8 protein-coding genes and 1 tRNA gene are annotated in these 11822 nt (G+C 57.6%); 1 reads left to right on the top strand and 8 read right to left on the bottom strand.

Annotated elements, in window-relative coordinates:
• The first annotated feature begins 64 nt into the window (after positions 1–64).
• Positions 65–140, top strand: a tRNA-Lys gene (locus H3L92_RS10390).
• Between the two features lie 233 nt (positions 141–373).
• On the opposite strand, the gene pyk is transcribed toward H3L92_RS10390, so the two are convergent.
• From pyk to glnE, 8 genes are all read right to left on the bottom strand, one after another.
• A complete protein-coding gene (gene pyk / locus H3L92_RS10385) occupies positions 374–1846 on the bottom strand; it encodes a pyruvate kinase (RefSeq protein ID WP_085367075.1) in 1473 nt (490 codons plus the stop codon).
• Positions 1847–2169: 323 nt separating this feature from the next.
• Positions 2170–2838: an HAD family hydrolase gene (locus tag H3L92_RS10380; RefSeq protein ID WP_085367074.1), complete on the bottom strand. Its 669-nt coding sequence runs from the start codon at positions 2836–2838 to the stop codon at positions 2170–2172.
• 813 nt (positions 2839–3651) lie between these two features.
• Positions 3652–4167 carry a Spy/CpxP family protein refolding chaperone gene (locus tag H3L92_RS10375; protein WP_085367073.1) on the bottom strand — a complete coding sequence of 172 codons (516 nt, stop codon included), beginning with the start codon at positions 4165–4167 and terminating at the stop codon, positions 3652–3654.
• Between the two features lie 437 nt (positions 4168–4604).
• The gene (gene oppF, locus H3L92_RS10370; protein WP_115336227.1) at positions 4605–5585 is read right to left on the bottom strand and encodes a murein tripeptide/oligopeptide ABC transporter ATP binding protein OppF; all 981 of its coding nucleotides are present in this window, start codon (positions 5583–5585) and stop codon (positions 4605–4607) included.
• The gene (oppD, locus tag H3L92_RS10365) at positions 5582–6565 is read right to left on the bottom strand and encodes an oligopeptide ABC transporter ATP-binding protein OppD (RefSeq protein WP_085366717.1); all 984 of its coding nucleotides are present in this window, start codon (positions 6563–6565) and stop codon (positions 5582–5584) included. Before oppD ends, oppF begins: the two co-directional genes overlap by 4 nt.
• 134 nt (positions 6566–6699) lie before the next feature.
• On the bottom strand, positions 6700–7608 hold the full coding sequence (gene oppC / locus H3L92_RS10360; RefSeq protein ID WP_085366718.1) for an oligopeptide ABC transporter permease OppC: 909 nt from the start codon (positions 7606–7608) through the stop codon (positions 6700–6702).
• Between the two features lie 277 nt (positions 7609–7885).
• Complete coding sequence (oppB, locus tag H3L92_RS10355; RefSeq protein ID WP_085366719.1) at positions 7886–8806, bottom strand: oligopeptide ABC transporter permease OppB; 921 nt, start codon at positions 8804–8806, stop codon at positions 7886–7888.
• A 249-nt stretch (positions 8807–9055) separates the two neighbouring features.
• Positions 9056–11752 carry a bifunctional [glutamate--ammonia ligase]-adenylyl-L-tyrosine phosphorylase/[glutamate--ammonia-ligase] adenylyltransferase gene (gene glnE / locus H3L92_RS10350; protein ID WP_085366720.1) on the bottom strand — a complete coding sequence of 899 codons (2697 nt, stop codon included), beginning with the start codon at positions 11750–11752 and terminating at the stop codon, positions 9056–9058.
• Positions 11753–11822 lie beyond the last annotated feature (70 nt).

The raw sequence follows: 11822 nt of genomic DNA, 5'->3' as shown, positions 1-11822 counted from the left end.
CTGTTAAACAGTAAATAAAACTGTTGACAACACAATAGAGTTTTCATATTATGCGCACTCTTTCGGGTCGTTAGCTCAGCTGGTAGAGCAGCGGACTTTTAATCCGTTGGTCGAAGGTTCGAATCCTTCACGACCCACCAAAATTTGAAAAGCCAAGTTTATCCGACTTGGCTTTTTTCTTTAACAGTAAAAGTATTCTTGTCTTTAATAAAAAAGAATGCGAGCCTTGTAAGAGGCTAATTCAAAATTTCTTGTCAAGCCCGAGTATGACGTAAGTGTTTTAAAAACCGGTACGGGTGTTGCCAAAATATCAGGCCGTCTGAAAAAATATTTTCAGACGGCCTTTTATGCGGCATAGCCTTACAGGCCGCTATCAACCGCGCACGGTGAAGATTTGCAGCATATTGGTAGAGCCGGCCTCGCGCATACGCGAGCCGCTGGTGATGATGTATTGGTCGCCGGCTTCGAGCACCTTGCGTTCGACCAGCATGGTTTCCACTTCGTTAATCGCCGTATCGTGGTCGGTGCTGGTGGTGATGATCAACGGGCGCACGCCGCGGTACATCGCCATGCGGCGTTGCGCCGACTGGCTGGGGGTGAGCGCGTAAATCGGCAGCTGGATGCTGTGGCGGCTGATTTCAAACGCGGTGGAACCGCTTTCGGTTAAGGCCACGATGGCTTTGGCGTTCACCGCGCGCGCCACTTGAACGGCGCCGCCGGCGATCGCCAGATTGCTGCTCACAGGCGCTTCGATATGCTCTTCGCTCACGCCGTTGAGCGAATCCTGCTCGGCTTCGGCAGAGGCGCAAATCAGAGCCATATAGCGCACGGTTTCAAACGGATAAGCGCCCACGGCGGTTTCGGCGGAACACATCACCGCATCGGTGCCGTCGAGCACGGCGTTGGCCACATCGCTCACTTCGGCGCGGGTGGGCACGGGGTTGGTGATCATGCTTTCCATCATTTGCGTGGCGGTGATGCTGAAACGGCGCAGCTCGCGGGCGCGGCGTATCATGCGTTTTTGCAGGGCGGGCACGGCGGCGTTGCCCACTTCCACGGCCAAATCGCCGCGGGCAACCATGATGCCGTCTGAAGCCAGAATGATTTCGTCGAGGTTGGTAATCGCTTCCACGCGCTCGATTTTCGCCACCAGGCCGGGGCGGACAGCATTGCTGCCCTGCATTTCGCGTTCGACCAGTTCGCGGGCGGTTTTCATGTCTTCGCCCGATTTGACGAAGCTCACGGCCAAATAGTCGCAACCGATGCTAACGGCGGTTTTCAGGTCGCGGAAGTCTTTTTCGGTGAGCGCGCCTGCCGAAAGGCCGCCGCCTTGTTTGTTGATGCCTTTGTTGCTTTTGAGTGTGTGGCTGTTTTGCACGGTGGTGAGGATTTCGCTGCCGTTAACGCTGTCCACAATCAGGGTGAGCAGGCCGTCGTCGAGCAGCAGCACGTCGCCCGCTTTCACGTCTTTGGGCAGATCGCGGTAGTCCAAGCCTACGCGGTCGCGGTTGCCTTCGCCTTCCAGTGCGGCATCGAGCAGCAGTTTTTCGCCTGCTTCGAGCTTGATGCCGCCGCCTTCGAGTTTGCCCACGCGGATTTTGGGGCCTTGCAAATCGGCCATAATCGCCACTTCGCGGCCGGCCAGTTTGGCGGCTTCGCGCACGATGCGGGCGTTTTCCTGATGGAATTCGGGGGTGCCGTGGCTGAAATTGAAGCGCACAACGTTTAATCCGCCGATGGCAATCATGTCTTTGAGCAAATCGACGTTGTTGCTGCCCGGGCCGAGTGTGGCCACGATTTTGGTGTTATGGCGGATACGGGTTAGGTCGCGTTTGGAAGCACTCATGGAGGATATCCTTTCGGTTTTTTGGATATTAAAGCTGATGCCTTTGCAAAGGCACCAAGGTTATGTTGTTGATTTGAATACTTAGCGTGGGATTGTAACCCGAAAGATATATGCTTGTCGGAAAATTACAGTTTTTTATGATTTAGGCCAAAGATTTTCGGCATAGGCGGATGCCCGGCCGGGCGGCGCGTTTGCCGGCTTTTGAAAAATCCGCCGGCAACTGTCTGTTTTTCGGTTAAAACAAATTGTCGGATAACGCATTTGGCCGTCTGAAAGAATATTTCAGACGGCCGAGGCGGATTGTGCGCAAGCCAGGGGCGGGTTCAAGGCAGCAGGCCGGCCAAATCTTCGAGCCTGTTCAGGCTGCCTTGGGCGCGGTATTCGGCGGGGAAGCGGGATTCGTCGGCAGTGTAGATGGCATCGGGCATGCCGGTGATTCTTAAGGTTTTCCAGCCCAAGCGGTTGGGGGTGACGAAATCTTTGGCGGTGTTGTCGGCGATGTAGAGATACTGTTTGCCGGGCCAGGTTGCTTCGATTTGCAGAAAACGTTTGCCGTCGGGCTTGTCGGCGCCGGTGGCTTCGGAAATCAGCACCAAATCAAAGCGTTCGAGCAGGCCCAATGCGGCGAGTTTCAGGCGTTGGGTGAGGCTGCGGCCGTCTGAAATCAGCGCGGTGGCGCTGAAGCGCGCCATCAGGTTTTTCAGTTGTTCCGACGGCATACAGTTTGCCAAATCGGGGGTGTGCAGGCGGTAGTGCCACAGCAGGGTTTGTTTTTCGGAGTCGTTCAGGCCGCATTCGCTGCACAACCGGTCGAGCCATGGGCCGGATGTGTCGAGGTTTTCAAACAGGGTGTCGGCGTTGTATTGCGGATAGAGGGAGGCGATGGTGCGGCAAACCGAGCGGATGCCGGAGATTTTGTAGCAATGTTCGGGATAAATGGTGTCGTCTAAATCCAATACGAGAACGGTGCGTTCGGGTGTGATACTGCTCATATAACATTCTTTCTGTGCTGCGTACCGTAAAACCCTGCCGTGCAGTCTTTGTTTGCCGGGTTTGCGGTGAATAGAAACTGTCAGGCTGCAACGGTTACAGCATAAGCCTGAAAGCTTAAGGCCGTCTGAAAAGGCGGCTAAAACATTTTTTCGGCGCCAAACTGATTTTGTTTTAACGGCAACCGTCAAGCCAACCCGTATGGCTGTTGATTCTGCGGTGCTTCAGGCTCAAAACGGGTTCCGTGCCGGCGCAACGCAGCATTATACGCCTCATGGCTGCGGTGGCGCACTAGGGCAATGGCGGAAATGCCGAACCCGCTACCGAAAAGTTTAGCCGCCCCGAGGTGCGGGTGGCGGGCTGGTGCAGCCGGATATTTCAGACGGCCTGGGCGGATTTTGCAAAAATTTCAAAAGCATCATGCCGTGCCGCAGAGGGAGGGAAAGTGTGCCGATGATATTCTAGGCGGCGAAATTTAGGCTCGGATTAGCCGGGTATTAACGCATGTAAAGATTCATTATATTGATTAAATTTGTTACTTTGGTGAATATCTGCTATTGAAATCAACGCGCAAAATGATTGAGAGCTTTGCAAAACCGCCATCTGCGGCGTATTTCTGCGTTGTGCGTTTATGCCCTTTAGGTTGCTGCCCGCTTAGCCTTGTGTTTGATATGTCTGCACCCGCTGCGCTGCTGCGTCTTGAACTGTATCCACATTTGGGAGCAAAGGTTTCTGATTTTATATAAAAAAGGCCGTCTGAAATTTTCAGACGGCTTTTTCTGCGGTTGGCTAATGCTTATTGTGCAAGTCCGGCGTTACGGACGCTGTTTGCCGTTGCCGCGTTCGTTTTGTTTTTCCAGCCATTTTTGCTGTTGTTCGGGAGTCAGCACTTGGAACACGGCGTGGCGTTTTTTCAATTGCTGCAATTCAAACTCGGCACGCTGGCGGCGTTGCTCTTCCATGCCTTGTTCGCGCTGGGCGATGAGGTTGCGCGCGGCAGCTTCGTCGAAGGCGGGGTTTTTCAGCAGGTTTTGCTCGGCGGCACGGTAATTTTCGATTTGCCGGCGGTGGGCTTCGCGGCGGTTTTCATCGGGTTGTTGTGTGCGGTTGTCGCGGCCTTCTTCCATGATGGCGCGGATTTTGGTTTTTTGTTCTTCAGTGAGGTTCAAATCTTTGAAACCGCGCTCCATGCCGCCCTTGCGGAATTCTTTGCCGGCATGTCCGCGGCCGTCGCGGTCGTGTTTGGGGCCGCGGTCAGACGAGCAGGCAGCCAGGGAAAGGGCGGAAACGCCGATTAAAACGGCGGTGGTTAATGCGGGGGCTTTTTTCATTTTTTATCCTTCAGTCTTGTGGTCAAGAGTAAGCGTGGAAATCCGGGGTTTTCCGGTGTGCGGCGGAAAGATGCTCTGCCGTACAACCGCCGCCATGATAGCGGTTCGGTTTGTTAATGCGGGTGGCAGTTACGTAAATTACATTTTCCGAATGTTGCCGTTTGGGTGGAAACAGCGGCGGATGCGGTATTTAAAGCGGTTTGCGGTAACGATTGTTGAAAAAAGCGGTGGTTTTGCAAAGGCGGCAGCAACGCTCTCGACAACAGACCCTAGCGTGTGCTTTCCCGGGCTATAGTGAATTCACACTTCAGTACAAGGCAGCAAGCCGAAGGCAGTACAAATAGTACGGAACCGATTCTGTTGCCGCTTCAGCGGCTTACAAAATCGTTCTCTTTGAGCTAAGGCGTAGCAACGCCGTAATGGAGTAAGTAGATTCACTATACACCGTTTTTCAAACAGGCGGCAAAGTGGCTGCCGTTGCCCCTCCATTCGGGTTTGGTTTCCGCACAGGCGGCATCGGCCTGCGGGCAGCGGGTGCGGAACACGCAGCCGGAGGGCGGGTTGATGGGGCTGGGCAGGTCGCCGGGCAGAAGCTGTATGGTTTTGCTGCGCTCGGCTTCGGGGTCGGGCAGGGGCACGGCAGACATCAGGGCTTGCGTGTAGGGGTGGGCGGGGCGGTCATATACTTCGTCGTAGCGGCCGAGTTCTACGGCATTGCCCAGATACATTACCAATACGCGGTCGGATATGTGTTTGACCACGGCCAGATCGTGGGCGATGAAAATCAGCGTCAGCCCCATTTCTTTTTGCAGGCTTTTGAGCAGGTTGACCACTTGCGCCTGAATGGATACGTCGAGCGCCGATACGGGTTCGTCGCAAATCACCAGTTTGGGCTTGAGAATCAGGGCGCGGGCGATGCCGATGCGTTGGCATTGGCCGCCTGAAAATTCGTGCGGGTAGCGGTTGATGAGGTTGGGCAGCAGGCCGACTTTCATCATCATTTCTTTAACCTGCGCTTCGATTTCGCTTTTTTTGAGCTTGGGAAAGTAGGTTTTCAGTGGCTCGGCAATGATTTCGCCTATGGTCATGCGCGGGTTGAGCGAGGCGAGCGGGTCTTGGAAGATCATTTGGATTTCGCGCCGTTTGCCGCGCAGGGCTTTGGCGGAAAGGCCGGCCAGTTCGCCGCCCTGCCATAAGATGCTGCCGCCGCTGGTTTTGACCAAACCGATGATGGCGCGGGCGAGGGTGGATTTGCCGCAGCCCGATTCGCCCACGATGCCCAGCGTTTCGCCTTCGGCCAGATCGAACGAGATGCCGTTAACGGCTTTGAGAACGGCGGGTTTCTGCCAGAAGGCGGCGTTGCCGCGCTTGACGTTGAAGCTGACCTGCACGTTGCGTACAGACAATAAGCTCGTCATGGTTGTGCTCCTTGCAGGGTTTCAGACGGCCTGTGGCAGGCGCGGCGGCGGTTGGGGGCGAAGGTTTCCAGCGGCGGCTCGCTGCGGCAGGCTTCGTCGGCGAGGCGGCAGCGTTCCTGAAACGGACAGCCTTGGGGCAGGTTGCTGAGGTTGGGCGGGTTGCCGGGAATGGTGGGCAGGGTTTCGCGGTTGCCGTCCAATCTGGGCACGGCGCCGAGCAGGCCGACGGTGTAGGGGTGGGCGGGGCGGTAGAAAATATCGTTAACGCTGCCGTATTCCATGGTGCGGCCGGCATACATCACCAAAACGTGGTCGCAGATGCCGGCCACCACGCCCAAATCGTGGGTGATGATGATGATGGTGGTGCCGAAATCGCGCTTTAACTCGTTAAGCAGCGCCATAATCTGCGCCTGCACGGTCACGTCGAGCGCGGTGGTGGGTTCGTCGGCAATCAAGAGTTTGGGGCGGCACAGCAAGGCCATGGCAATCATCACGCGCTGGCGCATCCCGCCGGAAAATTCGTGCGGATACATATTGATGCGCTTTTTGGCTTCGGGGATTTTCACGGCTTCGAGCATACGCACCGATTCTGCCCACGCTTCGGCTTTGCCCATGCCTTTGTGCAGGCGCAGCACTTCGGCAAGCTGGCTGCCCACCCGCATATAGGGGTTGAGCGAGGTCATCGGGTCTTGGAAAATCATGGCGATTTGCTCGGCGCGGATTTTGTTTAACTCTTTTTCGGGCAGCCCCAGAATCTCGCGCCCGTTAAACCGGGCGGAGCCGCGGGCTTCGCCGTTTTTCGCCAACAGCCCCATCACGGCAAACGCGGTTTGCGATTTGCCCGAGCCGGATTCGCCCACGATACCCAGCGTTTCGCCTTCGTGCAGGTCGAAATTGAGTTTGTTGACGGCGGTTACCGTGCCGTCTTCGGTGTTAAAGCGCACTTCGAGGTCGCGCACTTGCAGCAGAGGTGTGGTCATTCGGGTTTCCTTTTCAGACGGCCTTTTATACGGACAGGCCGTCTGAAAACGTTTTTTATTTAATGTTTTATAGTGGAACAACACAAAAGGAGACAAGGCAACGCAACGCCGTATCGTTTTGTGTGGTTTCACGATTATCTGTCTTTCGGGTCGAGCGCGTCGCGCAGGCCGTCGCCGATAAAGTTGAAGCAAAAGAGCGTAACCACCAGAAACACGGCGGGCACGAGAAGCTGCCACGGCGCCACCTGCATGGTGTTGGCGCCGTCTTGCAGCATCGCGCCCCAGCTTGTCATCGGTTCCTGCACGCCGAGGCCGAGAAAGCTCAAAAACGATTCGAACAGAATCATGCCCGGCACCAGCAGCGAGGCATACACCACCACCACGCCCAGCACGTTGGGCACGATGTGGCGGAACACGATGCGGGTGTCGGAAACGCCGCCCACATGTGCCGCTTCGATAAACTCTTTGCGCTTCAGGCTCAAGGTTTGGCCGCGCACGATGCGCGCCACGTCGAGCCACGACACCATGCCGATGGCCACGAAGATAAAGCCTAAATTGCGGCCGAAAAACGTAACCAGCAGAATCACGAAAAACATAAACGGAAAGGCATTGAGAATTTCGAGAAAACGCATCATCAGCATATCGGTTTTGCCGCCGAAAAAGCCCGCCACCGCGCCGTAGGCCACGCCGATAACCACCGCCACCAGCGCGCCCGCCGCGCCCACCGTCAGCGAAATGCGCCCGCCGACGGCCACGCGCGCGAGCAAATCGCGCCCCAGCGAATCGGTACCGAAATAGTGTTTGTTTTCAAACGACGGCGCGGTTTGCATGGCGCCCCAGTCGGTGTGGTCGTAGGCAAACGGCGCCAGCATGGGGGCGAACACCACAAACGCGCAAACGGCGAGCAGAATCAGGCCGCCGGCCAGCGCGGCGCGGTTGCGGCGGAAGCGGCGCCAGGCGTTTTGCCACAGGCTGCGGCCTTTAACGTCGGCGGGGGCGAGGGCTGCGGCCAGCGCCGCCGCCGGTTTTTTATTGATGAGCATAAGGCGTGTCTCTTTGCTTAAAGCGTTTCGCTAGAGCCGGCCAACTTAAGAAAAAGTATATCCGTCATACTCGGGCTTAACCCGGGTATCTTGAGTTTCAGCAGATTTTTGGATATTCGGGTCAAGCCCGAGTATGGCGGAACGGTTACTGAATCGGCAGTTCGGCTGTCAACGTTTTCAGACGGCCTGCAACCTTTGCAGGTTGCGCAGGCCGTCTGAAAACATTTTTGAATTTTATAACGGTTTCCGGCCTGCGTTATCGGATAGGGCGTTTCGGTTAATAGCGTATTTTCGGGTCGATAACCGCATAAAGAATATCCACCACGGCGTTGAACACAATGGTTAGCACGCCCACCAGAATCGTGAGGCTCAGCACCATGCCGTAATCGCGGTTGAGTGCGCCGTTCACAAACAGCTGGCCGATGCCTGGCAGGCCGAAGATGGTTTCGATCACAATCGAGCCGGTGATGATGCCCACGAAAGCGGGGCCGAGGTAGGAAACCACCGGCAACAGCGCGGGGCGCAGCGCGTGCTTCCACACGATGTAGCGGGTGGAAAGCCCTTTGGCGCGGGCGGTGAGGATAAACGGGCTGTTCATGGTTTCGATCATCGAGCCGCGCGTAATTCTGGCGATGCTGGAAACATAAGCCATGGCGAGCGCCGCCACCGGTAGGATCATATTGGCGGCGGCGCCGTTGTTCCAGCCGCCGGCGGGCAGCCATTTGAGCCAGATGGCGAACACCAGCACCAGCAGCGGGGCTTTCACAAAACTCGGCACCACCACGCCGGTCATGGCGGTGCCCATGGTGAGGTAGTCGAGCCAGGTGTTTTGCTTCAGCGCCGCCAGCACGCCCAGCGTTACGCCGAGCAGCAGCGCCGCGGCGAAGGCATACAGGCCGATTTCGAGCGACACGGGAAACGCCTGCGCGAGCAGTTCGTTAACCGTGTAGTCTTTGTATTTGAACGAGGGGCCGAAATCGCCCTGCGCCAGTTGTTTGAGATAGTTGAGATATTGCAGCCAGATCGGGTCGTTAAGGTGGTATTTGGCTTCGATGTTGGCCAATACCGCAGGCGGCAGGTTGCGCTCGCCGGTAAACGGGCTGCCCGGTGCGAGCCGCATCATGAAAAACGACACGGTAATCAGCACAAACAGCGTGGGTATGGCTTCGAGCACGCGGCGGAAAATAAATTTGAGCATGGTAGCCCTTTTGGCGGGTGGGGGTTTTAGGGAGCGTAGCCGATCACGTTGCGGCGGTATTTTTTTCAATAAGACAAACGGGTGTCAAGCTGTTTTTATGTTGTTAAATCGGCAGCAATTCCGCACCGCCGCCCGGCGGAAAATAGGCTTGTGCGGGTAAAACGGGGCTTCGGGCGGGGCGGCGTTCCGAGGCCGTCTGAAAAAGTTATCCGGTATTTTTCAGACGGCCGTTTTTCAGGCGGCCGTTTTTCAGGCGGCCTCGAAACGCGCGTCTTCGCCGAACACCTGCCGCCACAGGCTGCGCACGCTTTGGTAGTGGGCGAGCAGCTCGGGGGTGAGGTTGACTTTGCCGGCGTCGCGCAGTTTGGTGTTGTGCTGCTGCTGGCGGTAGAAGCGGTAGGCGGTGCGGCTTTGCCCGGCCAGGGCTTTATCAATCAGGCCGCAGTCGGCGGCGATGTTCAGCAGGGCGATGTTGCCGTAGTTGTCGAGCAGCCCGGGGTGTCGGTGCGAATGCGCCAGAATCAGATACTGCACGATGAATTCCACATCGACCACGCCGCCGCGGGCGTATTTGACGTCGCTGTCGGCAGGTGGGTGGGTGGGGAACATTTTTTCGCGCATGGCGATGATTTCGCGGGCAAGTTCGGCGGTGTCGCGCGGCTGCGTGAGCACTTGTTGGCGCACGCGGTCGAAAAAGGCGCCGATTGCGCTGCTGCCGCAGATGAAGCGGGCGCGGGTGAGGGATTGGTGTTCCCATGTCCACGCGCTTTCGTGCTGGTATTTTTCAAAGGCGGCGGTGCTGTGGGCGAGAAAACCGGCGTCGCCGTTGGGGCGCAGCCGCAAATCAACGTCGTAAAGCGTGCCTGCGCCGGTGGCGGCGGAAAGCCAGTTGGTGAGGCGGCGCACGAAGCGGCCGTAGATGTCGGGTGCGTCGGGGTGGGGGTCGTCGTAGAGATAGACCAAATCGAGGTCTGAAGAATAACCCAGCTCTTTGCCGCCGAGTTTGCCGTAGCCGATAACGGCGATGTTGGGTGTGCCGGTGTGGGTTTTGGGGGTGTCGGCCCACACGGCGGGCAGGGCGGCGGCGAGTATGGTGTCGGCCAGGGCGGAAAGTTGGTCGGATAAGGCTTCAACCGTCCACAATCCGGCCAAATCCTGCACGGCGAGGCGGAACACTTGGGTGTGTTGGAAGTGGCGCAGAATGTCCATCTGCGCTTCGGTGTCGCCGCCGGCATTGGCCAGGCCGTCTGAAAGTTCGGCGGCAAGCGCGGGCCAGTCGTGTTCGGTTTCCATCAACTGCGCGCTTAGGAGTTCGTCGAGCAGTATCGGGTATTTGCACAGGTAGGCGGCCACCCACGAGCTTTGGCTCATGATGCCGGCCAGTTGCCGCAAAGCCTGCGGGTGTTCGTTGAGAAAGGCCAGATAGGCCGAACGGCGGCTGACGGTTTCGAGAAAGTCGAGCAGCCGCAGCAGGGTGGCGGTGGGGTTGGTTTGGGCGGCGGCGGCTTCCGCCAAGGGCGGCATCACGGCATCGAAACGCGGTTGGGCGTGGGCGGAAAGGTGGCGGTATTTGTGGCTGTGCCGCAGCTGCGCGAGCCGTTCGGCCACGGTATCGGCCTCGAAGCCGTGTTCGGCCAGGCGGCTGCGCAGGGTTTCTTCGTCGCCGTTTTCCTGCCACACCCACTGCCAGCTTTCGGCTTTTTGCTGCGGGGTTTCTTCGGGTTCGGCCAGAATTTCGTTGAAGATGGCGTTAACTTGGCTGCGGTGGCGGTTGAGGCCGTCTGAAAAGGCGGGGTAGTCGGCAAAACCCATGCTTTCGGCCAAGAGCTGCTGTTGTTCGGGGTTTTGCGGCAGGGTTTGGGTTTGCTGGTCGTCCCAATATTGCAGGCGGTGTTCGACATCGCGCAAAAAGCGGTAGGCGTCCAGAAGGGTGTTGGCGGTGCGGTGTTCGAGAATGCCGAGGCGGGCGAGTTCGTGCAGGGTTTCCTGCGTGCCTTTCAGTTGCAGGCTGCGGATGCGGCCGCCGCGTATCATCTGGAAAATCTGGGCGATGAATTCGACTTCGCGGATGCCGCCGGCGCCGAGCTTCACGTTGTCGGCCATGCCTTTGCGGCCCACTTCGCTGCGGATTTGGCGGTGCAGGGCGCGCATGGCTTCGTAGGCGTTGAAATCGAGGTATTTGCGGAACACGAAGGGGCGCACCACCGAGGCGATGCCGTTGGGGTAGGGCGTAACCACGCGGCCTTTGCACCAGGCGTAGCGTTCCCATTCGCGCCCCTGCTGGATTAAATATTGCTCGAGTGCGGTTTCGCTCAATACCAGTGCGCCGGAATCGCCGTCGGGGCGCAGGCGCATATCGACGCGGAACACTTGGCCGTCGGCGGTGATGTCGTTCAAAAGCGCAATCAGCTTCTGGCCGGTTTTGGTGAAGAATTCCTGATTGCCGCGCTCGCGTTTGCCGTCAGTGTCGCCCGCTTCGGGGTAAACGAAAATCAGGTCGATGTCGGAGGATACGTTCAATTCGTAGCCACCCGCCTTGCCCATCGCCACCACGCTCAGGTGCTGCGCCTCGCGCGTGTAGCGGCCGATAGGCGTGCCGTACATATCCTGATAATAGGCATAGGCGAAACCGAGCGCGGTGTTGACGGCAAAATCGGCAAACAGCGTGATGGTGCGGGTAACTTCGGCCAAATCGCTGATGCGGTTGATGTCGCGCACGATAATCTGCGCCATCACATAACGGCGCAGCAGGCGCAACTGGCGCGCCAGCTCTTCTTCGTTTTCGTCGGCGCGGATTTTTTCCCAGTCGGCAAAGGCTTGGAAATCGGCGGTGCCGAGCACTTTATCCAGCATGGGGTGCAGGATTTCGGGCTTGAGGTTGCCATTGTCGAGATGGCGGGCGAGATAGTGGGAATGGCGGCGGGCGTTGGCGATGATGGTTTGCATGGCGGATCGGTTTGTTGCGGGGTTGGCAGTCGGTGGGTTACAGGCCGTCTGAAAAAGATTTCAGACGGCC

The organism is Neisseria dentiae (assembly GCF_014055005.1).
GTDB lineage: Bacteria > Pseudomonadota > Gammaproteobacteria > Burkholderiales > Neisseriaceae > Neisseria > Neisseria dentiae.
The sequence above is the reverse complement of the archived record's forward strand: the minus strand, read 5'-3'. Positions and strand labels throughout refer to the sequence as shown.